The sequence below is a fragment of the Leptospira broomii serovar Hurstbridge str. 5399 genome (assembly GCF_000243715.2).
Lineage (GTDB): Bacteria > Spirochaetota > Leptospiria > Leptospirales > Leptospiraceae > Leptospira_B > Leptospira_B broomii.
In genome coordinates, this window is record NZ_AHMO02000004.1 from 632,771 (window position 1) to 656,881 (window position 24,111).

Sequence of the window (24,111 nt, forward strand, 5' to 3'; positions counted from 1 at the left end):
CCGGAAGAATGCCCGTGGATTACTCCTCGGGCATTTTTTTGCCCTCCCATTTTTTCAGTTCGTCCGATATTTAAAGCATGATTCAGTCTTTTATTCGGCGAACTTCCGTATTCGAGCCCTACGGGCATTCGGACGTGTACGCGTTGGATAATTTGTATTTTTCGCCATTAAAAAACGCTGAAGTATGGGACTTTTCTAGGCTCACGGAGTTCTCGCCTTTGAGCTTGGCGTTCCTATTAAGTCGGGGAGAGCTGTCTTTCAATAATCCGGAGAACCATGTCTTAAAAGTTCAAGGACTCACTTCCGGTTTTAAAAAAGGAATTTGTCTCATAGACGGAAAGGAAGAAATAAAGGGAGTCGAATTCGATACTTTTTTGCCGACCGTTTTAGGAAATTTATCGTCATTATCATATTATAGGGCGATGTATCCGGACTCGGATAATCATTTAATCCCGATTCTTCCTGGAGACGGGTTTAATTTCCAAGGAAACTGGAAGGGAAGGCAATATCTTTCTATGTTTCGCGGGGGAGATTCGACTACCAGAGATCTTCCTGCATTGCTAAAATGGGTCTCTGAACTTTCATTAAAATTCAATGTAAAGGGGAACTTTTTTCTTCGGACCGAAAAACAATCGTACCTACATTTCTTGAAGCCGAATGAGGGATTGGGCGGGGTTTTCTTGCAGGAGAAAGAACAGATACATTCACCATTTTTGTTTCTTTCTCTGGATTATCGGCAAATTACGAAAGAATAAACTATTACCGAGTAGGATTAGCGGAGACCTTTTTCGTTTTACATTCTACTCTAAATGTTTGCTAAAAAGGAAAGCTTCGATCGCTTCGTAGTCCTCCGATTCCGAAAGTTCCATGACTTTACGGACTAGGAACGTCGCTTGCTTGAGTCCGGTAGAAGCAAGAATATTCCGAATACTTCCGACGAATGGGAGGGACACCGACAATTCGCGGAAACCCAAACCCAATAATAAAATCGTAAATGTCGTGTCGGACGCAATCTCTCCGCAAATACTCAACGGTTTTTCATATTTCCAAGCGGTCTCAACAATTTGCGTTAATGAACGTAAAAAGGAGATATGAAACGGATTATAAAGATTCGAAACGTTCACATTATTGCGATCCACAGCCATCAAATATTGAAGCAGGTCGTTGGTTCCTACCGAAAAAAAATCGACTTCCTTTGCCAGGATATCCATGGCAGAAACTGCTGCGGGGGTTTCGACCATCATTCCTAATTTAAGTTTTCGATTGAATCGTTCCTTTTGGCCGGATAATTCTTTTTTACATTCTTCTATTAGCTCTTTCGTTTTTCGCACTTCCGAAAGGTTCGTAACCATAGGAAGTAAAATACTCAGATTTCCGAAAGCGGAAGCTCTTAAAATAGCGAGGAGCTGTTCCTTAAACCATTCCGGATTTTGTAAACTGTAGCGGATTCCACGGTTTCCGAGAAATGGATTCTCTTCGAATTCTCCCGTCGAAAATTTATCGGCGCCGATATCGAAGGTCCGTATGCAGACCGGATTCGGATCCAATCCCTCGGTTATCCTCTTGTAAGCCTGAAATTGCTCCTCACCCGAAACGTTTTTATCCTGGTATTTTAAGAATAAAGATTCGGATCGAAAGAGTCCCACTCCGTCGACTTCCAGTTTCTTGGCTTGCTCCCAGTCCGTATCGGATTCCAAATTACATTTTAATCGGATTCGAATTCCGTCTTTAGTGATCGCTTTCTTTTGTTTTTGAGATTTACTGTCCGACGGAAGCGGGGAAGACGCTCCGTAATATTTTACTTCTTCGATGGTAGGCGCTCGGACCATTTGACCGTTTTCACCGTCTAAGAAAACATACTCGTTGTCCTTTACACTTCCGTAAAATTGTTTTAAACCGACGATGGTTGGTATGCCGTAATTTCTAGCAAGTATCGCCATATGTCCGGTTTTTCCCCCGAGATCCGTCGCGATTCCGCGTATTCTACTTTTATTCATCAAGATCATTTGCGAAGGAGTTAGTTCACGGGCGACGAGTATGACGTCTTCGGATAAATCCGCTAAGAAGGAGGCCTCTTCTTTCGTATCCAAAAGGTTTTCCAGGATTCTATTAGAAATGTCCTGTAGATGGTCGACCCTTTCCCGAAAAAAATGATCCTCTATTTTGTTAAACTTTTCGGCCCATTCTCGTATCGCGTTTTCCACCGCTAGAAAGGCGTTTTCTCCCTGCTTTCGAATCCGATCTTTGAAGGAATTATTCAGCATCGGATCTTCAGTCAAAATGACCTGGGTTTCCAGGATCGCTTTCATTTCCTTAGCTTCCGCCTTCTGATTCAGCTTATTTACAATTTCCTTAAGTTCTTTGCGGGACAAGAGGATTGCTTTTTCTAAGCGTTCTAACTCTTTCGGGATTTCGGATTCGTGGATATAGGCTCCGTGGGCCAGATGTCGTTTCTTTGTTCCGATTTTTACGCAGCGACCGTAAAAGCGCCCCGGAAATGCGATGATTCCAGGAAAAGTGGTACGTTTACTGCTGCTCAAATTCATAAGGAGGAAATTCCGCGAAGATTAGGAATATATACGAATTCCCGGGAGGACAAGCTTTTTTAAAGGAGTTTTCTAAAGACTTTAGAGCACGGAAACTCCCTTCCGGTTTAAATTCCGGAATTGAAAATCGCCGTAGTCATCGGGTCGGGCAGGTATTCCTAAGGAAGAAAAACCAGACTTTAGTTGGGTATTTTCTTCCTTAAACGACCGCGGTCTTTCTTTTAAATAGAGGAATACGACGGCTCTTGTATTTGCCTAGTTCGTTTCCGGTTTCGGAACTCATTACTAATTTGGCCATTGATACATCCAGAGCATGACCGGCTTTAGAGGCTAAATAATGTCCTATGATCGGTCTACCGGCAATCGATAGGTCTCCGACCAGGTCTAGGATTTTATGTCTAACGCATTCATTTTCGTAACGTAGGGATTCGTTTAAATAACCGTCTTGTGTTAGTACAATTGCGTTATCTAAGGAGCCTCCCATAGCAAGCCCCTTTGCCTGCAACGCTTCTACGTCTTTCAAGAATCCGAAGGTTCTTGCAGGAAGGATCTCCTTTTTGAGTATTTCGCGATTCAGATTGATTGTGATATTTTGACCTTTCAGGAGGGGGTGTGGGAAATCGATCGTATAGGTTACTTTCCATTCCTTACTCGGTAGGATAACGAGGTATTTGTCTCCATCTACGACCCACATCGGGTTTTTGACATAGATAGGCTCTTGTACTTCCTCGAATTCCCTATATCCGGTTGCTTCAAATGCCTCTAGAAAGGGTAATGCGGAACCATCCATGATCGGGACTTCCACAGAATCAATTTCCAGGATCATATCCGTTATCCCTAGAGAGAAGACGGCAGCCATAAGATGTTCCACTGTTTGTACTCGATGAAGTCCGTCTCCTAATGTGGTCGCATTGCTTGTATCGACTACGTTGCTTAGCTCTACCGGAATAGAGGCCTTATCTTCACCTTTTCTATATTCAAATACAATTCCCGTTCCGGAAGGAGCAGGGTGGGCTACCAGATTGACTTCTTTTCCCGAATGCAATCCGATCCCTTTAATTCTAACTGTTTCTTTAATTGTTTTTCTATGTTCCGTGAAATTCATCGGTTTCCTATCCAGATCTTTTCTATCTGGGTCAGTTTCTCGCTTTAACGGGTATTCTTTATCGCGAGTTTCATCTCGGCTCGGATAAAAAATAGCCCTTTAGGATTAATAAAGCAACTTCCATGCCATGAGGCGGCGAAAACTAGAGGAAAAAGGGGACGTAGATCGTGGTTTAAGGCTTTAGGAGACATAATTTGCAAGAAATTTCTGTATTTTTGTCTCATTTTTACAACAGTGTTGTTTTCGGGAGACAGAATTCCGGGGCTCGTTTTTGGGATGTTGCGCTCATCTGGTTACCATAATATCAATATGGAGTATAACGGGAATTCGGATTCGAAGCGTAGATTTGCTTTTGAGTCCTTTTTATCCAGGGTTTGGACCTGCCATTACCACGGTAATTCCTCACCATTCTGGTGGAAAAATTTGCCGGTGGCATGCAGGGACCAACTTTCAATTTGTCTAAACAAGCCTTCAGCGGCTTCCCGAGGGGGGATTCCCTGACGACCGGTCATTTCAGTGGCAACCATTCCCGGATGTAAAATTGCGACAGAGATTCTTCTAGGCTTCAAGTCTTTGGATAAGGAAACGGCGCCTGCATTTAAGGCAGCTTTCGACATCCTATAACCGTAATAGCCGCCTGAAGTATTTTCTCCGATTGAGCCCAATCGACTGGTGATAAAGGCGATTTTTGCTCCATCCTTTATCTTAGGAAGAAGTGAATGTGTTAACTGGAGGGGGCCCAAAGCATTCACTAAGAATTGCGTTTCCACTTCTTCAAAATCGATACTATCTAGGTTGTCCGGTATCAAAATTCCGGCATTGTTAATTAAGAGATCCAAATGATTACCGGAAAGGGCGTTTGATAGGGAGTCGAAGTTCCTACAATCGGTTAAATCCAAGCCTTCGAAAATCGGTACGCCTAATCTACGCAGCGGTTCGGAAGCCTTTCTGCAGGCTGCCAATACTTCGTAACCCTGATCTGAAAAAATTCGAGCCAACTCTAAGCCTATGCCACGATTTGCTCCGGTTATCAATGCATGTTTCATTTGAAAAAGACCGACTCTATGGAACGTTTCTAAAAGAGGAAAGATCAGGAGGAATTCCGAATCAGGTTGACGATTTAGGAAATAACTTTCAACCTGCTGCGATATGCAATACCAGATTACCCACAAACCATCGTTCTCTCTATTGAAGCTTCGATTGGGTCCCGGTCAATCTATTAAATCGGAAGCTGGAGCTATGGTTTATATGAGTTCCGGGATAGGAATAGAAACTAAAATGGGGAGCGGCTTCCTTTCCGCTCTTTCGCGGAAATTCCTGGGCGGAGAATCGTTTTTCTTCAATACCTATACCGCGCCTAGCGCGGGAGGGGAGATAGGACTGGCCCCCGAATTACCCGGCGATATCGTAGAACTGGATATGAACGGGAAAACGATTTTAGTTCAGGCAGGCGCTTATCTCGCATCGGATGAAGCTGTTCAAATTGTTTCCAAGTTCGGAGGCCTCCGTTCCCTTTTAGGGGGGGAAGGCCTCTTCCTTTTGGAACTTTCCGGAATTGGTAAGGCCTTTTTGAGCGCCTACGGATCCATTTTTCCTATCGATGTGCAGGGTGGATATACGGTTGACACCGGCCATATCGTAGCATTTGATTCCTCCCTTCAGTTTACCGTAGGTAAAGCCGGAGGAAGCTGGAAATCCACTTTGTTCAGTGGAGAAGGCTTAGTGGCGAACTTTACAGGAAATGGAACTCTTTGGATACAAAGTAGGGTACCGTCCGGTTTTATCAGCTGGCTCACCCGTCTCTTACCGGGGTAAAAACGTAAGAATCAATAGGACTTAACAATGAACATTAATATTTTATACAAGCCATCCTATAGTATTGCGAAAGTTAATTTGGAAGCGGGAGAATCCATCAAAGCCGAATCCGGCGCGATGATGAGTATGAGCTCCCATATCGGGATTGAAACTCATAAGGCCCAGAAAGGCGGCTTTATGAAATCGTTAAAGGCGGCGTTTCTAGGCGGGGAGTCCTTTTGGATGAATACGTTCTCCGCCTCCGAGCCGGGAGAATTGCTCCTGGCTCCTACATTACCTGGGGATATAGAAAGTATGGCTTTAGACGGAACTGTCTTCGTTCAATCCAGCTCTTTCTTAGCCTCATCGCCTTCGATCGATATGGATACCAAGTTTCAAGGAATGAAAGGGTTCTTTAGCGGCGAATCTCTCTTCTTTTTAAGACTTTCCGGAAAGGGTACGTTGCTAATAGCGAGTTACGGAGGGATAGAGTTGCTTGAAGTTGACGGCGACTTTATCGTCGATACCGGGCATATCGTGGCGTTCGAGGAAGGCTTAAATTATAAGATTACTAAGTTTGGCGGTTGGAAATCCTTCTTCTTCGGAGGGGAAGGATTAGTGGCAAGGTTCAGTGGAAAAGGAAAACTTTGGATACAGACCAGAAACGTTCCGACTCTGGGTTCTTGGTTCCGGTCGGAACTTCCTCCTAAGAAAAGATAGAACAGAGAGAAATATTATGAAACATGAAATACTAGCTAAACCTGACTTTCCACTATTAAAAATCACATTAGAAAACGGTGAATCGATTCGAGCCGAATCCGGAGCAATGGTGGCGATGGCTCCCAACGTTAAAATGGAAACGAAAGCCGAGGGGGGTATTTTTGCTTCCGCAAAGCGGGCATTGCTTAGCGGCGAATCTTTTTTCCAAAATACTTTTTTTGCACAAGGAGGAGCAGGGGACTTATATCTCACCTCCGAAACCCAAGGCGATTTAGAATACCGAGTTTTAAAAGACGAAGAGCTTATTCTTAGTAGAGGTGCTTATGTAGCCGGTTCGACCGAACTTACGATCGACAGCAAATGGGGTGGGTTTAAAGGTTTTTTCTCCGGGGAAGGTCTTTTCTTTTTAAAAGTAAGCGGAACCGGTGATCTCTATTTTTCAAGTTTCGGAGCTATTCATACCGTTGATGTAGACGGAACTTATATCGTCGACACCGGGCATATTGTCGGTTTTGAAACGACTCTGGATTATCAAATCGATCGCATCGGAGGATTAAAATCTCTCTTCCTATCTGGGGAAGGGCTGGTCGCTAAATTTTCAGGAAAGGGAAGATTGTATGTGCAGTCTCGGAACCAAAATTCCTTCGCATCTTGGGCCGATAGTTGGCGCCGCGTAGAAAAATCCTCGTCAAGTGATTAAAGCGGTTTTTGATCCGGCCCCCGCCCTTCTTGGGCGGGGGCCGGATCGGTGGTTTACGAGAAATTCGATATCAGATTTTCTAATTTATTAAAAGTCTTTTTTTGCATGACCGGATGTGGGACCTCATACACGGAGCGAATCCAATAATTGGTTGACAATTCGCTTAAATTCTGTTAGGAAATTTATTTTTAGAAAAGCCGCCACCATCCCCCACCCAGGAAGGGTGGGGGATATCTTAACCGAATTCAATTCCGAAGTTTCGTCGAATCGAATCGACGATCTAACTAATTCCGTCCCGCGTATCCGATGACGTCCATAAATGCTGAAACTGAAAAGACAGCCTTGCCCGGTCCCGGTTCTCCGTATCCCGGAGGAACAGGTAAATTATATTTTTCGAATGTATTTTTCCAAACCTTCAATAGTTCGCAAAAATATTCAAGGGGAGGCCCGGGCTGAGTGCCTAGTGTGGTATACGGTTCCGGGCACCAGGCCGTAAAGCGCGGCATAATCCCTTTCGACATAAAGAAATCCAAACCTTCGGCTGTTGAGGCAACTGCTTCTTGAACCGTTTCAAATCCCCAAGGTTGAGATAACTCCACTCCACCGACAAAATTAGGAATTACGTGTGAGGGGCCGAAAATTTCAACAGAATCCACGATTCTACGGATCCATGTATCGCGACCGATATACGACTCCTTGCCGGGGCAGATTTTTTTAAAAAGTTCTTTGTCCCATACTTCGTAGTTAGGGTGATATACTTGAATGCCTGCATCTTTAAACTTTTGACAGTCTTCTTTCTCCCAAGCTTGCGATACTATCTTACCCATCCATCGTCCGGGAAATTTATCTTCTATCGCTTTTGCATATTCCAAATAGAAATCGATTTCATTCTTTTTCTTCAAGGAAGTGATGACTGACCCGCCGGTAATCGTATAAACTTTTGCAATCTGATCTTCGGAATCGATCCAGGATAGTACTTCTAAAAGGTCTTCGACGTCCTTGACACCGGTGTAAGGTCGACCGGCATTTTTTTGCTGACGATAATTATGGTTTATATCGCAGTAAGCGCATTCCTCCTCTTTTCCAAAATATTGACAATTTCGAAAAACGGTTAAATAGATTAAATAACCCCATTCGATAACGGGAGCAATTTCCCCGGGAAGCTTTCCGGATTTCGTTTTATGTCGGTACCATGCCGGTTTTGGCGGATATTCTAGATGGCCAAGGAATGTATCATTTAGGAAAAGTCCCGGCGCACCCTCCTTGTCCTGTCCAGGCGGGATTCGTTTTACTTTATAGGGAGAAGTCGGATTATTCCGGGTAGAGATAACCGTAGGTAATAGGTTAAAATGTCCCCCTGCTAACTTTATCTCTTCGGGAGCCTTTGAATCAGCTCCTTCTTTTAAGTCGGCTAAAGGAATATGATCGAAAGAAAAGATGAAATAATCTTTCGTCTTATATTCTTCCCCGACTAAAAAAGATTCGGGTAGAAAATGAATTCCCTGTCTAAGGATGTCCTGCTTTACGATAGCTTCCAAAGGGATCGTTCTATATTTTCGTTCCATCTCCTCGAGCAATGCGATTGAAGATTCTGGGCGCACGGTACTTCTAGCGTTCATCTTAACGACAGACTGTTTTCCTAGGGCGTTTTGGCATCTAGTTTTTCCGTTTTTTCACGTTGACCGTAGCCTATTTCGAACGAAGATTTTCTTATGTTCCGCCTTTATACTGTATTTCGAGTTCTTTCCTTATTTTTACTATTTAGCTCAATTTTACATTCAGCTGAAACTAAGAAGAAAAAGAGAGAAATTTCCTCTAAACTGCCGAAAGCAATCACTTGGAGTGATCTTACATGGAAGGTGGTCGCGAATGGGTTTAAGGAACCTACTGATATTCAATTTCTCCCCGGGCAGCCTAAGAGTTTCGTCGTACTTGAAAAGAAAGGTAGAATCTGGTTGGTTGATCTTACCTCGGGAGAAAAAAATCTCGCGGCAGACTTTACGGGGAATGTTGAAACCAGATCGGAGGAAGGGCTTTTGGGCTTGTCCTTCCATCCGGATTTTTCGAAAAATCGTCGGTTTTACATAAATGCAGTGTCAAAGGAATCCGGTAAGGATCAGACCTTGATTCTTGAATTTGTCTGGGAATCGCAGAAAGTTCTTTCCTGGAAAGATCGAAAGCGCGTTCTACTTCGAGTCGATCAACCTTACTCTAATCATAATGCAGGTCAATTGGCCTTTGGCCATGACGGAAAATTATATATTGGCTTTGGAGACGGAGGCGCGGCTAACGATCCTTTTTTACACGGACAAAATCCCAATACGTTTCTCGGAACAATGATTCGAATCGAACCGAATCTCGATACTTCTGGTCCGGCTTACAAGGTTCCTAAGGACAATCCTTTCCTCGGGAAGTCGGGATTTCTTCCGGAGATTTGGGCATATGGACTTCGCAATCCTTGGCGTTTTTCCTTCGATTCGATGACTGGAGAATTATATTTGGCGGATGTCGGACAGAATGAATTCGAGGAAGTGGATCGCATTGAAAAAGGGGGTAATTACGGATGGAATATTAAGGAAGGATTTCATTGTTTCCGAAATAATCAGGAATGTAAAAAGCCCGGTTTAATAGATCCGCTGTTTGAGTATGACCACCAAGTCGGACAGTCGATTACCGGCGGTTATGTATACCGAGGAAAACAATTACCCTTGTTAGAAGGGATGTATGTTTTCGGTGATTTTGTAGCGGGCGTTATCTGGGCTTTGTCGGTAGAAAATGACAAAAAAGTTACTGTACGCAGACTCTTCAAAGTAGGGTTTCCCATCAGCACGTTTGGCCAAGATTCCGCAGGTGAGATTTATTTTGCCGATTTTAACGGTGGAAATATTTATCAATTAGTAAAAAAAAATTGAAATAAATTGAAAAACCTATTCTTTTGAATGTTAACCCATATAGATCGGACCGCCTCCACCGCGGATCCGGTTAATCTCGATCAAGGATAGGGGTATGAAGAACATCATTTCCGTTGCATCGGCCGTCCTACTGGTCGGTCTGTTAGCATCCGGAGCTTGCAAAAAGCCTGCTGAAAAAGCAGAAGCTGCGAACGCAAAACAGAGCGAACCTACGGCAATCATTGTATTTAGCGTTGGAGAATCAAAAGTTCAACACGCTGATCTAACCGAAGAAAAAGCAGGCTTAGGAGCTTCTCTCAAATCTGGCGACAAGCTTGTCACCAAGGATAAGGCAAAAGTCGATATTCAGTTTGCGGACGGTTCTGCGATCAGAATTTCCGAAAATTCTCAGTTGGAGTTTGCTGCTTTGGCAGTAAATGCTAAGGGAAATACTGACACTCGTCTCGCTCTAGTTTCGGGAAAAGTTTTTGCCAAAGTTAACAAAGCAAGCAAGGACGATCAGTTTTCGGTTATCACTCCGACCGCCATCGCCGGTGTGCGTGGAACTTCCTTCCTCGTAGATCGCACAAAACCCGATAGATCTGTCATTAAAGTTCTGGAAGGATCCGTTGCGGTTGCTCCTCGTGTAAAAGCCTTAGAAGGCATGAGCACGGAGGAAATCGAAGGAAATTCCGATCTTAAGAAAGTACAGAATTCCCTGGATAAAGCGGAGATCGTTTTGGAGAAAAACGAATCTTCTCTTGTAAAAGCGTCTGATAAGACGTTCGGAACAAAGGATGCCTCCAAAATTGCGAGTTTGGATAAAGAAATTCCGAAAGCGGTTACTAAACTTTCAGGATCGGGTATTTCTAAGTCGGAAGAACAAGAAATCAACACTATCGTTACTGTTGATAAAGGAACGGCAGAAAAGATCGTAAAACTGAACGATGAGTCTTCTTCCGGTAAGCTGGATGAACAGGCAGCAGCAGTAAACGACTCGGAAAAGAAAAAGATCGAAGCCGACTTGGCTAAACGTCAAGAAGACGAGGTAAAACGATTCAAAAGCGTTTTAGTTTCGGCTCCAAAAGACCTGAAAACCAAACAAGATTTGGTTAATTATTACGAGAAACTTGAGAAGATCGTCATGGCTGACGGGACTTCATTTATCGGTGCGATCGTAGATCAGCAAGGAAGCACGATGATTGTTCATACTGAGCAAGGCATCAAGAGAATCAACCAAGCTGATGTGCAAGAGGTCGTTTACGATTTCCAAACCAAGACCAAACTCTAAACTGCAAGCTTAAAGAATGGTGGAAAAATCCCGGTGAGTCTAACGGCTCCCGGGTTTTTTCTTTTATAGGCCGTAAAACTCTTGTAATGAACGGCCTCCACATTTCTCGTAAAGTAATGATAAATTTGTTCTACCGAATTTATGAAAATTTGCTTCGATTTTGACAGAATTTAGTTAGAAATTTCGATTATTTACCGTCCAAACTCAGAACGGTTCGTCATGTATCAAAAAGAAGAGATTGTCTAAATTTGAGAATCTGATAGAGCCAGATCCGATAACCTAAAAGACCATCGTAGAATTCCAAGGAGATTAGAATGACGGGTGCATCCCCAATCCGATTTATTGCCATTTGCCTACTTATCGTTTCAACTGCGGCCTTCGCTCAGAATACGGATGACGAGCCCGAACGACAAACAGCACCTAAATCGCAAACCCAACCTTCGACGAAATCCTCCGGCGGATCCGGTAAGAATACGTCCAAATCCGACGGAGCTGCTTCCGGGAAAAAAGCCGACTCAGAAGAAAGAGCAGGTACTATTCCTGATATTTACGTTAATTCAAAGATTAAATTCGAACTAACATCTTCCGATGACGCATCTAAAGTCGACTTTGTCGAATATCGAATTGGGGAGGAAGAATACGTTACTTATACAGCTCCTATATTCATTGCTAAGGAAGGGCTTGTGAAGGTAAGTTATAGAGGGGTTGATAAGGTAGGAAATAAGGAGAATCCTAAAACTCTGCTAGTTCTAGTCGATAACACTCCTCCGAATCTCAAAATAAATCCGAGTCAAACTGTCTTTTCCGCTAGAGACCAAAGCTACGCTCCTAAGGATACTACTTATACCATCGCGGCGACGGACAATCTTGCCGGCGTAAAGGAAGTTAAATTCTCCGTAAATGGAGGGGAATTTAAAACGTACGATAATCAACCGATTCGCTTGGATAAATTAGGGGTAAATACTCTTAAATATTTCGGTACTGATAAATCCAATAATACTTCTCAAGAAGGAATCTTCGTGGTGACGGTCGATTTTGAAAAACCCACCGTTATGATCGCTGAAACGATTCCATTAGTATCTGTAGAATCCAAATTATATACTAAAAAAGGAAATTCGTTTTCTTTGAAAGGGAATGATACGTTTTCCGGAATTAAGCAATTATTGATCAAGCTAGACGGAGCGGCGGAATGGACGGTTTATAAAGATGCTTTTACCGTAACGGCACCAGGTCAGCACACAATAGAAGCAAAATCGGTGGATAACGTCGGTAATGAAAGTGAAGTGCAAAAACTGACGTTTATTCTGGATCTAACTCCTCCTGAAACGAAAATTCGCCAGGTGGATTCAAAATCCGAATCGGCGAATCCATCCAACGCGAAACCCGCAGGAAAGTAATCTTTCTTTTAGATTGGATAATCCTAAAAATAAAAGCCCCGGAAATTCGGGGCTTTTATTTTGCGATTCGATTATGAATCCATGATTCGATTTAGTCCGGGGTTCTCTCTTTTGCGTCTAAATAATTTTCCCAGAGCTTTAAGATGGTGTTTATCGTTTCTTCCATATCGAGCACCATAATTTTATGATGGTACTCGACCAATAATTTTCCTTTACCGAATTTTCTGATTTCGGCCCATTCTACTCGAAATCCTTTTATTAGATTTAAGGAATCTAATAAAAGATCCTTAATCTCGGTCTTGGATAACGGACCTTCCTTCTTCGACAGATAGGAAAGAAGAGAATGAAATATAATTTTTTTTATCTCTCCTGGATCGGGGGAGTCGGATGAGCTTATATCCGTTACTCTATTTAATTTTCGTTCCAAGGTACTTGCTCGTCAGCATGATAGGAACTTCTGACTAACGGACCGGAGAAGACGGATAAAAAACCTAGGCCTTTTCCATACTCTTTTAAATCCTTAAAAATGTCGGGATGCACATACTCCTTTACGGGATGATGCGAAGCTGTAGGTTGCAAGTATTGTCCGAGAGTCACCATCTTAACCCCGGAATTTCGCAAATCTCCGAGGGCTTCTCTGACCTCTTCTAAAGTTTCCCCTAATCCTAAAATCAATCCGCTCTTCGTAAGGAACCCATTAGCGGAAGCGTGTCTTAGTACTTGTAGGGAACGATCGTATTTTTTGGCGGGTGCGATTTTCGGAAATAAACGCTTAACGGTTTCCAAGTTATGATTAAAAATATCAGGCTTACTTGAATAAATTATCGATAGGTTTTCTTCTTTGGCTTTAAAATCCGGCACTAGGAGTTCTATCTTGCAATCGGGTAGCCTTTGGCGGATTAGTTCCACCGTTTCCTTATAATGACGGGCTCCGCCATCTTCCAAATCATCCCGGTTTACTGACGTAATCACCACATGTTTTAAAGCGAGAGCTTTAGCTGACTCCGCAACTCTCAGAGGCTCTCCAGAGTCGAGTGAAAGAGGCTTGCCAAACGGAACATCACAATAGGCGCAACGTCGAGTGCAAATATCTCCGGCAAGCATATACGTCGCAGTTTTCCTGGACCAACAATGATTTAAATTAGGACAGGAAGCACTTTCACAAACCGTATGTAATTTACTTTCTTCTACAAGTTCTCGAACTATTGAAACGGAATTACCTGTTTCTCGAAAAGGAAGCCGAACCTTTAGCCAATCCGGTTTTTCCGGAGCGGGAATATTGAACGAAGTTCTAGGTTTTTTCTTGAGCGGGTTCACAGTCTATAGCCTGCCGAGTTCCGGTGGAAAGGTCAAGTGTTTTGGGTAGCCGGATTGTCCCCCTATACTTAATCTGGAATGAATTCGGGTGGCAACACTTATAGGATGGGCCCGTTTTGGGAAAAAAAGAGAGAGGGCAAAAATCGGAACTTTCGGAAGAACGGGATGGGATAAGAATCAATCGGTTCCTTGCCGATTGCGGTTTTGGCTCTAGACGAAAAGTGGAAGAATTGATTCTGAATGGAAAAGTTTCCTTAAACGGAAAATCGGTTCAAGATCTAAGTACTCGTATTCGTCCGGGGAAGGACGAAGTTTTTGTAGGGAACAAAAAGGCGATTCCTAAGAAGGGAACCGTTTTCGTCGCTCTCAATAAACCGCCAGGTTATCTTTGTTCCCACGGGGATCGATTTCATAATCATACCGTCTTTGAATTATTGCCGAGCAAGTACGGACAGCTAGCAATTGCGGGTCGTTTAGATTTGGATTCGAGAGGTCTACTATTACTTTCCGACGACGGCGAACTAGTTCACCAAGTAAGCCATCCTTCTCATTCTTCCGAAAAGGAATATGAAGTATCTTTGCACGACTCCATTTCGGTAAGCGAAACGGTGCGTAGATTTCGAGAAGGAATTATGGACGAGGGAGAAATCCTGAAAGCAGAATCTATCCTTTCGGAATCAAAAGGTCCGGAGGCCTCCCGATTTCGAATCATTCTCCGTCAGGGGAGAAAGAGACAGATTAGAAGAATGTTCTCCGCATTGGGAGGAAGGGTGATGGACCTACAACGTGTGAGAATCGGAAATTTACGATTGAAAGAACTAGGGATTCGGGAAGGGGAATACACTCTCCTGGATCCTCAAAAATGGAGACCATGAACTTTACAAGCTTAGAATTCTTATTTTTCTTCGGCTTCGTTTTCCTTATCTATTGGAACCTTCCCGACCGATTAAAGAAATATTTTCTTGTTTTAGCCTCTTCCGTATTTTATGCCTTCGGCTCTTGGCCGTTCTTATTTCACCTCTGGTCTGTGATTCTCGTTAACTGGATATTCATTCGATTCTTTCTGAAGAAGAATTGGTTTTTACCGGTTTCTATCGGATTCAATGTTTTGAATTTAGCTTTCTTTAAATATTTCTACTTCTTAACGGACCTCGTCGGCGTCGCATTAGGGATGCGGGAATTACAGAGCAAGGCAAGTTTGGATATTCTTGTTTCTAAAGCCCTAGGATGGGCGGGTTTCGAAGTAATTTTACCCCTTACGATCAGTTATTATACATTTCAATTAATTTCGCTTGCCGTGGATAAGAAAAAAGGATCGATACCGGAGGAGATAACGATTTCCCGGATATCTTCTTATGTCCTTCTATTCCCGGTAATGATCGCGGGACCCATTTTAAGATTTTCTGATGTTTCTGCGCAATTCAATTCGCCTAAGATGTCTCGCGGTGACATGGTCGACGGATTATGGTTGGTTCTCTTCGGATTATTAAAGAAATCAGTTCTATCCGTTTTAATGACCGGATCGATCTTTCCTGTTTTCGGAGAGCCGGCCATCTTTTCCGGCTGGGCATTACTTCGTACTATTTATTTTTTTGCGATTTATCTTTACTTGGATTTTTCAGGATTAACGGATATGGCGAGAGGACTAGGCCGATTATTAGGCTTCCAGTTGCCGCAAAACTTCAAGGCGCCTTTTTTTATGAACGGTTTCGGCGATTTTTGGAGAAGATGGCATCTAACGTTTTCATTCTGGATCCGAGATTATCTATATATTCCGCTAGGCGGATCTAGATTGGGAACTTTTAGGACCTGCATTAACTATCTGATAGCTTTCGGGATCGGGGGTTTATGGCACGGGGCCAATACAAACTACTTACTTTGGGGTTTATTTACGGGTGCATATCTCTCAATCGAACGAGTCTTTAAAGATTCCGGAATAAAACTTTTTCCCGATATTCCGTACGTGAAGCGAATCGTAACCTATCTTTTCGTTCTGCATATTTACTGTATTTCGTGGATCTTATTTTTTACTCCGACCGTTAGCACCGCTTTTGACGCCGTCGGACGGATTCTTACATGGGCTCCCGGACAGGATTTTCCGAACGCTGAGCCGTGTGTGTTTGCTTTGGCTGTTGCGATTTTTTTCCATTGTACCGAAGAATGGCCGGAAAAATTCCGGATCTCCGATAGGATCAAAGCGTTCACTTTACCTCTCGCATGGATTCTGATTTTACTGGCTTTGCCGAACGGCAATGCCGACTTCTTTTACGGACAATTTTAAGAAAAGACTATGAAACGTATTTTTATTTATTATCCCTTTCTCTTTTTATTTTTGCTGTTTTGCGCGGATAAGATTTTCACCCTCGAATATTTTCGCGATTCATTTTATCAGGACGGAAATCCCGTTTACTATTCTCAGAGAAGATCGCTGTTTCAAAGAATGCTAAAGGATCCGAAAATTCAAGAGAGAAATTTAGCGATAGCGTTCGGGGATTCTAGAGCATACCCTTATTCGGAAAAAGCACTCGAAGAGAAAATGAGAAAGGATTGGGTTCTCTATAATTTTGCGGGACCTCAGGCAGTTCCGGCTTACGGATTATATTGGTTAAGAAAGACGGTTCAAGCCGGAGTTAAACCGAAGGCGGTCTTTTACGTTGTGAGCCCGGAAGCCTTCGACGATTCGAAGGGTTTGATGTACGAACCTTTCTTGCGCCTCGGCGCGGACGAGGAGTTCATCCATACTTATTGGAATCATTTAACTATTTCGGACAAATTGGATATACTCAAGGAAAGGATCTTTGTTTATAGAAAAGTAAAGCCGAGCTTCAAACTATTTTGGTCGAGATTGACTGCCGGAAATCTGGACGAATACGATCCTGCATTTAACGACGAAAGAATCATCTTGGATATGACGAACGGAGAACAAATGGCGTATGCGACTGCGACCAACAATCCGAAGAAACTCGCGAAAGATGCGATTCGACTGAAAAGTATCTACCTTTCCGGATTTACGGTATCGGATACGCAATTTTTCTTCGTCGAAGAATTTTTAAAACTCTGTAAGGAAAATGGAATAGTCGCATATATAGTATGGCCGCGTGTATACGACGGTTATCGAAAAGGTTATTACGAATTAGGTTTGGACAAAATTTGGTGGCCCAGGGTCCGAGAGCTTACGAATAAATACGATGCTCGTTCCGTCGACATGAATGTCTCAAATTCCTGTGACAAATATTATGATGCTTCTCATCAGGATATCTTCTGCATTGTGGATCAAATTCGGCTTTTAATGAATGACTATTACGGAAAAAATAAATTGCCTAGATAATTCGACGAATTTTTGGGCTTATCTAAAATCGGGTTCATAGATCGCCGCTTTGACATAAAAAAGCCCGCAAATTTTGCGGGCTTTAAAGCTAAATCGAAGATGAAGACTTCACCATTTCAGTTTTTTGGCGTCTTCTAAAAATTTTTCCAACCCTATATCGGTTAGTGGATGTTTGAAAAGCTGTTGGTAAGCGGAGATAGGCATAGTCGCACAATCGGCTCCTCGTAGTGCAGATTCTTTCAAGTGCATCGGGCCGCGGATCGAGGCGGCGAGTATTTTCGTCTCGTAGCCGTAGTTATCGTAAATTTCGCGGATCTCTGAAATCAAATCCATTCCGTCCCAGGACGTATCGTCGATTCTACCTATAAAGGGAGAAATATAAGTGGCGCCTGCTTTAGCTGCAAGAAGAGCTTGGGGGGCGGAAAAGCATAATGTTACGTTAGTCGGAATACCTTTTTCGGTCAATTTTACGACCGCCTTTAATCCCTCCGGAATCAAAGGAACTTTGATGACGACATTCTTAGCGATGGCTACGAGTTCATCCGCTTCTTTCAGCATTTCCTCGTGTTTGGTTGCGAGAACTTCCGCGCTTACAGGACCTGGGACGATTGCGCAAATTTCCTTGATTACATCTTTAAAGTTGCGCCCCGACTTTGCAATAAGAGAGGGATTGGTAGTAACGCCGTCGAGTAGGCCGTAAGAGGCAATCTCTTTGATTTCGTCGACGTTTGCCGTATCTAAATATAATTCCACAAGTGAACTCCGATTTCGAAGGATGATCTACTAGGATAGTCGTTTCTATCCTAGTAGAGGGTCAATCCGATTTTAGATTCTGATTGAGGATCTATGTCGTGAGAAAGTTGAATAAGTATGAAACCCGGGTCCCGGATCAAGGAATAAGATCTCGCAAAGTTTTAATTTCTTCGGCGGAGAAGAATTCCTTGTATTCTTTTTCTATCTGAGCCTTCAGTTTAGAGCTAAAATAATCTACTCTGCGTGTGAAAGGTTGCTTTTTGTAGGCTTCTTTCCATTGAACAATAAACCCGCCGCGAGGAGGAATTTCCTTTTCGTTGGTTAGTTCCCAGATCGCAGCGCCGCCGATTTTTTTTTCGTCTAGAGTTTCCTTCTTAGGTTTGCCGTACTTATTCTCCAGCTTATCTTGTACTTCCTTACCCGGAAGATATCGAAAGGAAACTCCGACGGAAAATAATTTGCCCGGTTCATTATGGCCTTCGTCTTCGTTTGCCGGCGGAGGAGTCGTTTGAACCTGCTTCTGTTTAGGGCGGGAATCTAAGACGATCTTAGGCGTAGAGTAAAAGCGATACACGTAAAAGATTCCGCTTCTTCGAATCAGCAATGATTTCTCTTTATCTTCGTTGATAATCTCTACTTTTTCGCCGCTATCCGGATTCGTGGCTAAGGAAAGAAATTTTTCCCTGACTTGAGCGTACGTTGATTCCCAAGCGACCTCCGCAAACCCGTCGAGAGTAGGTCGGCTGCCACCTTGACGATTATTTCGAGACGTATCGTCTCCCGGAAACTGGGCAAACACGCCTAGAATAGGAACAAGAACGAAAACAAAAATCGTAGGTAGAGTAAGCCCTTTCATAATTACCCTATCGGCAAAAGAACCGATTTGTATTAGGAATCTTCCCCGAAATCCTCGTCGTGAGGCTCTTGTCGATCCAGCCGAATTCCCCCAAATCGGACCTTTCCGTTCCATCTCAGAATCAACAGGATTGCAAGAATTGAAATATTAGGAAGTACGAACAGAAACGCGATTTCGTGATAAAGTCCGTAGACCGCCAAGTTGGATGCGATTACGGAAACGAAGACTCCGGATAAGAGAGGGATTTCCTGCCCTAAAAATCTGGATAAGAAAGAATCCGGACGGGAATCCGACGTAGATTTTAAAATTTCCGAAGCGAGGGTCGGATAAAACGCCAATAGTAATCCGGGCATCAAAAAAGACAAAAAGAAGTAATTTCCGAAGGAATCCGCATAATGAGGGGCTCCGATAAGTCCACCCGCTAATGTCCAGATATATGAGACAAAGGCGGATAATCCGAAGGAAATCAATCCATACTGGAGATTTCCTCCAGCTTCGAAGATTTGAAGTATTTTAGAAGGAAGAATTCTGATCCAATCCGTAAGTTCGCTTTTTGCGAACATATCCTTTCCGCTTAGGAATAATAATCCGAAGTAATAATCCGCTAAGGATAGAAAAGACAGCGTAAACGCGAAGAAAATTAGATAGAGAAAGAATTCCATTTTAGTGTCGGAAATGCCTCATGCCGGTAAACACCATAATCAAGCCGTGCTCATCGGCCGCTTGAATCACTTCCTCATCTCTGATAGAACCGCCCGGTTGGATGATCGCCTTTGCTCCCGCTTTCGCGATCGCGTCGATTCCATCCCGGAAAGGAAAAAAGGCGTCGCTGGCCACGTACGATCCTACGACCGAGAGTCCTACATTTAACGCTTTCGTGGCACCTAATTGGACAGAGTCGACTCTTGACATTTGGCCGGCGCCGATTCCTAACGTTGCATTTTCCTCGGTGTACACGATAGCGTTTGACTTAATAAACTTAACCGTGGACCAAGCGAACATCAATCCGCGAATGTCTTCTTCTGTCGGCTGCTTCTTAGTTACCACTTTTAGATCTTTTTCCGAAATTGTAGCGTAATCCCGATCCTGCAACAATAGCCCATGATGAATCGGCCTCAGGTCCATTTCATCCAATGCTTCTTGAAAGTTTTCAATCTCTATTAAACGAACATTCGGTTTTTTGGCGAAATAATCCAGAGCTTCCTTTTCGAACTTTTGGGCGATCACGCCTTCAACGAATAATTCGCCTATCAGAGCGGCTAATTCGCCCGAAACCTTTCCTTTGATTCCGATGACTCCTCCAAACGCAGAAACCGGATCGGTCCTCTTTGCTAAGCGAAATGCTTCCAAAGGATCGTCAGCATAAGCGATTCCGCAAGGATTCAAGTGCTTTATGATACAAACGGTATTGTCGGGTAATAATGCGGATATATGAAATGCGGAATCGAAATCCAGCATGTTGTTAAACGAAAGTTCCTTTCCTTGCAGGGGAGAGAATTCGCTCTTCGTAAAAAGAGGTTCGTAAAACGCGGCTCCTTGGTGCGGATTTTCTCCGTATCTGAGCTTTTGTTTTTTAGTGAATGAGAGGTTGAGTATGTCGGGAAATTTTTCGCCTGCAAGTTTATTGAACCAGGAAGAGATTGCGGTATCATACATGCTCGTATGAGAGAATGCCTTTCTCATCAGAAGAAAGGAAGTATCAGCATCAACCGAACCGTCGTTTACGACCATCGACTCTTCCACCGTTTTATAGTCGTTCGGATCGGTGACTACGATCGTGTGCCGATAATTTTTCGCCGCGGATCGGATCATGGAGGGACCGCCGATATCTATATTCTCGATAGCTTCGTCCAATTGGACGCCGGGCTTAGAAACCGTTTTTAAGAACGGATAAAGATTCACGACGACCAGGTCTATCTTAGGGATTCCAAGCTCGTCCATTTTTTTTTGGTGTTCCGGATTGGAAATTACGCCTAAAAGTCCTCCGTGGACTTTCGGATGAAGTGTCTTAACCCGACCGTCTAGAATTTCCGGAAAGCCGGTATAGTCATCGATCGCGACTGCTTTAATTCCGCTGTCCTGCAGTGCTTTTAGAGTCCCTCCGGTGGAGATGATTTCGACGCCTTTGGAATCGAGATACTTGGCGAAACCGATTAGACCGGTTTTGTCGCTAACAGAAATGAGTGCGCGGCTTATTTTAATCATGCTAGAGGATGGAGACCTTCCTATTTTTAATGGAGAGCCTATCTTCGCAGAAGAGTTTCACTGCGAGAGGCAGGATTTTATGTTCCTCTTTGAGAATGGCCAGAGTCAATTCTCTTTCCGTCATCTTCGAGTCGATTTTCACGGATCCTTGGAGAATGATCGGTCCCGAATCCACGCCTTCGTCCACAAAATGAGCGGTGCAGCCGGCAATTTTGACTCCGTATTCGAACGCCTGCTTTTGCGCGTTCAATCCCGGAAAAGAGGGTAGTAGCGACGGATGGATATTGATGATTCTATTCTCAAATCTACGGATGATCTCCGACCGTAGAATTCTCATATATCCGCAGGCCACGATAAGATCCGGGGCGGCCGAATCCAGGATTTCTAAGAGAGAGGCATGGTAATCTTCCTTTCGAGAGAAAGATTTATATTCTAATATCTTAGTTGGCAGACCGTATTTTGTAGCGATATTGATAGCCGGTGCATTTGGCTCGTCCGAAAACAGAAATTGAGGAATTCCGGGAATTTTTCGCTTTTTGACCGCCGAAAGGACTGCTTCCAAGTTGGAACCGCGACCGGAGGCTAAAAAAACAAGCTTTTTTCTGGGTTTAGGAAACAGGCTTGCCAAGAATTTTCGCTCAAGATACGCTTAAGAATTATCCACCTACGTTAAGGCGGTCCCAGATTTTGTCGAAGAGTATTTCAGGAGAGACACATGTCACTTGCTAGAAAATCGACGGCCTCTGTCGAACAGTACAAATCCAATGAAATTTCTACTGTTAGTCAGGGACGGCTTATCGTAATGCTTTATGAAGGAGCGATTCGCTTCTTAAATGTGGCGATAGAAAATAATACGCCCCGCAAGTATGATGTGGTTAATAACAATATCCTAAAAGCCCAGGATATTGTTACGGAATTAATGCTGGCTTTGAATTTGGAAGACGGCGGAGAGGTTGCAAATAATCTGCTCGGCATTTACGTTTACGTAAAAAAACGTCTTTTAGAAGCAAATATGCGGAAAGATTCCGAGATTATGAAGGAAATTATCAAATATCTTGAAGATCTTAAAAGCGCCTGGGACGAAGTAGAGAAAAAAGAAAAAGGTTCCGTAGTAGCGATGCCGACTCCAGGTACTCGTAGTTCGGGACTCTCTCTCCAAGGCTAATTCCACAAATTTCCGAATCTACCGGAAGAGGAAGTTCGCAGTGCCAAAACAGAAGGAAACCAAGCAATTCGATTCCCGAGAGGATTCCTTATCCGATTTATACGGTCAAAAAATCAATCTGTTGAACGAAGTAATTTCCCTTCAAAAACGGCAGCTCGAAATTTTAGGGTACGGCGATGGGGAAACCGCGGCGATAATCGAAGGACAGAATTCGATTCTTGTCGAGAGAATGTTTTCCCTGGATAGAAAGATAGAACTCTTAGAGGAGTCCGCTCCCCAATCCCTAAATATGATTCAGTTAGCGGACGAACTTTTTCGTAAGTTAGAAGAGTCTAGAGATCTGAATGGAAGAGTCGGTTCTTTAATGGAACAGATCTTATCCGAATACCAAAAAGAATTGAATCTCGTTCAAGCCAATATCCAGTTAAAGAAATTTCTTGCCCAAAGGAAAAGCGGTTGGAAGACGGGGACCTGTTAAGTCGGGCGCTTGATTTTTACGGACTTCCAAAAAAATATAACGAAGACTTAGTCCGATCTAGGTTCAGAGAATTATCCAGAAAATACCATCCTGATTCCGGTGAATTCGAAAGCGATGTTCTATTTAAGGAACTAGTAAATTTGCGGGATGTCTTACTCGAATCGTTAGGTAAGTATGAGGAATCCAATTCTCATTCCCGCAAAGAGGAGCGAAGAGAAGATAGAGACGGTTTTCTAACTTATAAAGCCGCTAAACAAATAGCCGCCGATGCTTTGGAGGAATACTTTAAAAAGACGGAAGGAAATCCCGTTTTTTTAAACCCGGAGGAAAACTCCGAACTTAGAAAGCTAAGAATCAACTTAATGGAAGCTAAGACAGTATTGCAGGAGTTCATCCGGAATTATCCGACTAGCATTTGGAGATCGGATGCGGAAGAAACCTTAAAAAGGATCGGAGTTTGGTTTCGATCCTGAACCATTTATGGAACGATAACCGTATTAGAAGGTAAAGAGAATACGAATACGTCTTTGGCCGTACCTCCCACCAAATTTAAAGCAAGCACGGAAGATCGTAGAGTTATATATTGTCCGGTTGAAATAGTCGTAACGATTTTACAGACCCGATTCGCATTTTGGGAAGAACCTGTAGGAACTACCGCGAGAGGTCCTGCAGTCGGACTGACTTCAATCGAATATTCGATCGGTTGATTGGGAATCAGATTGAGGGGTAATTGACAGGGAACGCCTTGGGTAAAGCTAGACGGGTTTCTCGAATTGAACGCAGTGCTTCCGGTAAATAGAGTGTACCCGTTAAAAAGAAATTCGGCATTACCGGCACGCAAACGGATTTCATATCCGGTGGCAATCGGGGTGACAGCTATAATCGTCGGAGGAGCGGTTACGATAGGAGTGTTCGAATAATTTCTCGAACAGTCCGTAATTGCGACAAATAGACAGAGGAATGGAAGAATTGCTGACCGGATCGTTACGGTATTTTTATTCATTATGTGCGGATATATTCCGCCCAACCGAATTTTTCGGCCAATTGGTCGGATACGGAAAACAGTGGGATACGCCTCCTGTTTGTCGATCGATTTTCAGGAAGTTCCCATTTCAATTCGTGAAGCAACTTGTTGCCTTTCTTAGTATTGCAATCGCGACAAGCAGTTACTAAATTTTCCCAGGTATGATATTCGGCGGGTTTCCGCTCTTTAGCGATCTCTTCCCAGCGACTTTTCGGTATCACATGATCTAGGGTGAGTCTAGAAGTAGGAAGCTTCCTTCGGCAATACACGCATTCGTAATTGTCTCGCAGAAAAATATTTTCTCTGGAGAGTTTGTGTCGTTTTCTAGGAACTTTATAATAATCCGTCAAAAGGATAATTCTAGGTGCAGTTAACTTTAATTTTTCAGAACGGATCAGGAGGTTTTTTTCGTCTTTAATTAATTCGGCTTTATTGAGAAGAAGAAGAACAATCGCATCCCTTACCGTACGAATGGCAACCGGAACGTAGGTTGCGTTCAGCACCAAGACCGGCTGACCGAGGACGTCCATATCTAACCAGA

General features: G+C 43.3%; 26 protein-coding genes. 13 read left to right on the forward strand and 13 right to left on the reverse strand.

Annotated elements, in window-relative coordinates; translation table 11 throughout:
• Positions 1–77 precede the first annotated feature (77 nt).
• A complete protein-coding gene (locus tag LEP1GSC050_RS03065) occupies positions 78–755 on the forward strand; it encodes an LIC11631 family protein (RefSeq protein WP_040910864.1) in 678 nt (225 codons plus the stop codon).
• 45 nt (positions 756–800) lie between these two features.
• On the opposite strand, the gene ptsP is transcribed toward LEP1GSC050_RS03065, so the two are convergent.
• The 3 genes from ptsP to LEP1GSC050_RS03085 all read right to left on the reverse strand — a co-directional run bounded on the left by ptsP (position 801) and on the right by LEP1GSC050_RS03085 (position 4,697).
• On the reverse strand, positions 801–2,546 hold the full coding sequence (gene ptsP, locus LEP1GSC050_RS03070) for a phosphoenolpyruvate--protein phosphotransferase (protein WP_010569592.1): 1,746 nt from the start codon (positions 2,544–2,546) through the stop codon (positions 801–803).
• A gap of 199 nt (positions 2,547–2,745) precedes the next feature.
• Complete coding sequence (lpxC, locus tag LEP1GSC050_RS03075; RefSeq protein ID WP_010569593.1) at positions 2,746–3,651, reverse strand: UDP-3-O-acyl-N-acetylglucosamine deacetylase; 906 nt, start codon at positions 3,649–3,651, stop codon at positions 2,746–2,748.
• 386 nt (positions 3,652–4,037) lie between these two features.
• On the reverse strand, positions 4,038–4,697 hold the full coding sequence (locus LEP1GSC050_RS03085; protein WP_040910868.1) for an SDR family oxidoreductase: 660 nt from the start codon (positions 4,695–4,697) through the stop codon (positions 4,038–4,040).
• 103 nt (positions 4,698–4,800) lie between these two features.
• Between LEP1GSC050_RS03085 and LEP1GSC050_RS03090 the strand changes: the two genes are divergently transcribed.
• From LEP1GSC050_RS03090 to LEP1GSC050_RS03100, 3 genes are read left to right on the forward strand one after another with little or no spacing between them, the layout of a single operon-like run.
• Positions 4,801–5,466 (forward strand): TIGR00266 family protein, encoded by a 666-nt coding sequence (locus LEP1GSC050_RS03090; RefSeq protein ID WP_040910870.1) that lies wholly within the window; start codon positions 4,801–4,803, stop codon positions 5,464–5,466.
• A gap of 27 nt (positions 5,467–5,493) precedes the next feature.
• On the forward strand, positions 5,494–6,165 hold the full coding sequence (locus LEP1GSC050_RS03095; protein WP_010569595.1) for a TIGR00266 family protein: 672 nt from the start codon (positions 5,494–5,496) through the stop codon (positions 6,163–6,165).
• Between the two features lie 16 nt (positions 6,166–6,181).
• The gene (locus LEP1GSC050_RS03100; RefSeq protein ID WP_010569596.1) at positions 6,182–6,865 is read left to right on the forward strand and encodes a TIGR00266 family protein; all 684 of its coding nucleotides are present in this window, start codon (positions 6,182–6,184) and stop codon (positions 6,863–6,865) included.
• Between the two features lie 284 nt (positions 6,866–7,149).
• Here the strand turns inward: LEP1GSC050_RS03100 and LEP1GSC050_RS03105 are convergent, their stop codons facing one another.
• Positions 7,150–8,484, reverse strand: a complete 1,335-nt coding sequence (locus LEP1GSC050_RS03105; RefSeq protein ID WP_010569597.1) for a radical SAM protein — start codon at positions 8,482–8,484, stop codon at positions 7,150–7,152.
• 93 nt (positions 8,485–8,577) lie between these two features.
• On the opposite strand from LEP1GSC050_RS03105, the gene LEP1GSC050_RS03110 reads away from it, so the two are divergent.
• The 3 genes from LEP1GSC050_RS03110 (at position 8,578) to ompL47 (ending at position 12,444) form a co-directional block, all read left to right on the forward strand.
• Positions 8,578–9,777: a PQQ-dependent sugar dehydrogenase gene (locus tag LEP1GSC050_RS03110; RefSeq protein WP_020986982.1), complete on the forward strand. Its 1,200-nt coding sequence runs from the start codon at positions 8,578–8,580 to the stop codon at positions 9,775–9,777.
• Between the two features lie 94 nt (positions 9,778–9,871).
• A complete protein-coding gene (locus LEP1GSC050_RS03115; protein ID WP_010569599.1) occupies positions 9,872–11,047 on the forward strand; it encodes a lipoprotein LipL45 in 1,176 nt (391 codons plus the stop codon).
• A 314-nt stretch (positions 11,048–11,361) separates the two neighbouring features.
• Positions 11,362–12,444, forward strand: a complete 1,083-nt coding sequence (ompL47, locus tag LEP1GSC050_RS03120) for a multi-beta-barrel domain surface protein OmpL47 (RefSeq protein ID WP_010569600.1) — start codon at positions 11,362–11,364, stop codon at positions 12,442–12,444.
• Between the two features lie 91 nt (positions 12,445–12,535).
• Here ompL47 and LEP1GSC050_RS03125 read toward each other — a convergent pair whose 3' ends face one another.
• Positions 12,536–12,871, reverse strand: a complete 336-nt coding sequence (locus tag LEP1GSC050_RS03125) for a hypothetical protein (protein ID WP_010569601.1) — start codon at positions 12,869–12,871, stop codon at positions 12,536–12,538.
• The gene (lipA, locus tag LEP1GSC050_RS03130; RefSeq protein WP_010569602.1) at positions 12,856–13,761 is read right to left on the reverse strand and encodes a lipoyl synthase; all 906 of its coding nucleotides are present in this window, start codon (positions 13,759–13,761) and stop codon (positions 12,856–12,858) included. Before lipA ends, LEP1GSC050_RS03125 begins: the two co-directional genes overlap by 16 nt.
• 116 nt (positions 13,762–13,877) lie before the next feature.
• Here lipA and LEP1GSC050_RS03135 point away from each other — a divergent pair, with 116 nt between their 5' ends.
• From LEP1GSC050_RS03135 to LEP1GSC050_RS03145, 3 genes are read left to right on the forward strand one after another with little or no spacing between them, the layout of a single operon-like run.
• Positions 13,878–14,636 carry a pseudouridine synthase gene (locus tag LEP1GSC050_RS03135; RefSeq protein ID WP_010569603.1) on the forward strand — a complete coding sequence of 253 codons (759 nt, stop codon included), beginning with the start codon at positions 13,878–13,880 and terminating at the stop codon, positions 14,634–14,636.
• A complete protein-coding gene (locus LEP1GSC050_RS03140) occupies positions 14,633–16,042 on the forward strand; it encodes an MBOAT family O-acyltransferase (protein ID WP_010569604.1) in 1,410 nt (469 codons plus the stop codon). The genes LEP1GSC050_RS03135 and LEP1GSC050_RS03140 overlap by 4 nt, the downstream gene beginning before the upstream one ends.
• Positions 16,043–16,051: 9 nt before the next feature.
• Positions 16,052–17,089, forward strand: a complete 1,038-nt coding sequence (locus tag LEP1GSC050_RS03145) for a DUF1574 domain-containing protein (RefSeq protein ID WP_010569605.1) — start codon at positions 16,052–16,054, stop codon at positions 17,087–17,089.
• 108 nt (positions 17,090–17,197) lie between these two features.
• On the opposite strand, the gene fsa is transcribed toward LEP1GSC050_RS03145, so the two are convergent.
• The 5 genes from fsa to purN all read right to left on the reverse strand — a co-directional run bounded on the left by fsa (position 17,198) and on the right by purN (position 21,531).
• Positions 17,198–17,842 carry a fructose-6-phosphate aldolase gene (fsa, locus tag LEP1GSC050_RS03150; RefSeq protein WP_010569606.1) on the reverse strand — a complete coding sequence of 215 codons (645 nt, stop codon included), beginning with the start codon at positions 17,840–17,842 and terminating at the stop codon, positions 17,198–17,200.
• Positions 17,843–17,978: 136 nt separating this feature from the next.
• On the reverse strand, positions 17,979–18,698 hold the full coding sequence (locus tag LEP1GSC050_RS03155; protein ID WP_010569607.1) for a hypothetical protein: 720 nt from the start codon (positions 18,696–18,698) through the stop codon (positions 17,979–17,981).
• Positions 18,699–18,730: 32 nt separating this feature from the next.
• Positions 18,731–19,360: a hypothetical protein gene (locus LEP1GSC050_RS03160; RefSeq protein WP_010569608.1), complete on the reverse strand. Its 630-nt coding sequence runs from the start codon at positions 19,358–19,360 to the stop codon at positions 18,731–18,733.
• Position 19,361: 1 nt separating this feature from the next.
• Positions 19,362–20,903, reverse strand: a complete 1,542-nt coding sequence (purH, locus tag LEP1GSC050_RS03165; protein ID WP_010569609.1) for a bifunctional phosphoribosylaminoimidazolecarboxamide formyltransferase/IMP cyclohydrolase — start codon at positions 20,901–20,903, stop codon at positions 19,362–19,364.
• A 1-nt stretch (position 20,904) separates the two neighbouring features.
• The gene (gene purN / locus LEP1GSC050_RS03170) at positions 20,905–21,531 is read right to left on the reverse strand and encodes a phosphoribosylglycinamide formyltransferase (RefSeq protein WP_010569610.1); all 627 of its coding nucleotides are present in this window, start codon (positions 21,529–21,531) and stop codon (positions 20,905–20,907) included.
• A gap of 87 nt (positions 21,532–21,618) precedes the next feature.
• On the opposite strand from purN, the gene fliS reads away from it, so the two are divergent.
• Genes fliS through LEP1GSC050_RS03185 form a run of 3 tightly spaced genes read left to right on the forward strand, consistent with a single transcriptional unit; the run spans position 21,619 to position 23,019 of the window.
• On the forward strand, positions 21,619–22,068 hold the full coding sequence (gene fliS, locus LEP1GSC050_RS03175; RefSeq protein ID WP_010569611.1) for a flagellar export chaperone FliS: 450 nt from the start codon (positions 21,619–21,621) through the stop codon (positions 22,066–22,068).
• A gap of 40 nt (positions 22,069–22,108) precedes the next feature.
• The gene (locus LEP1GSC050_RS03180; protein ID WP_010569612.1) at positions 22,109–22,546 is read left to right on the forward strand and encodes a hypothetical protein; all 438 of its coding nucleotides are present in this window, start codon (positions 22,109–22,111) and stop codon (positions 22,544–22,546) included.
• Positions 22,525–23,019, forward strand: a complete 495-nt coding sequence (locus LEP1GSC050_RS03185) for a molecular chaperone DnaJ (RefSeq protein WP_010569613.1) — start codon at positions 22,525–22,527, stop codon at positions 23,017–23,019. Before LEP1GSC050_RS03180 ends, LEP1GSC050_RS03185 begins: the two co-directional genes overlap by 22 nt.
• 5 nt (positions 23,020–23,024) lie before the next feature.
• Here the strand turns inward: LEP1GSC050_RS03185 and LEP1GSC050_RS03190 are convergent, their stop codons facing one another.
• Positions 23,025–23,549: an LIC11661 family lipoprotein gene (locus LEP1GSC050_RS03190; RefSeq protein ID WP_010569614.1), complete on the reverse strand. Its 525-nt coding sequence runs from the start codon at positions 23,547–23,549 to the stop codon at positions 23,025–23,027.
• On the reverse strand, positions 23,549–24,100 hold the full coding sequence (locus tag LEP1GSC050_RS03195) for an HNH endonuclease (RefSeq protein WP_010569615.1): 552 nt from the start codon (positions 24,098–24,100) through the stop codon (positions 23,549–23,551). The genes LEP1GSC050_RS03190 and LEP1GSC050_RS03195 overlap by 1 nt, the downstream gene beginning before the upstream one ends.
• Positions 24,101–24,111 lie beyond the last annotated feature (11 nt).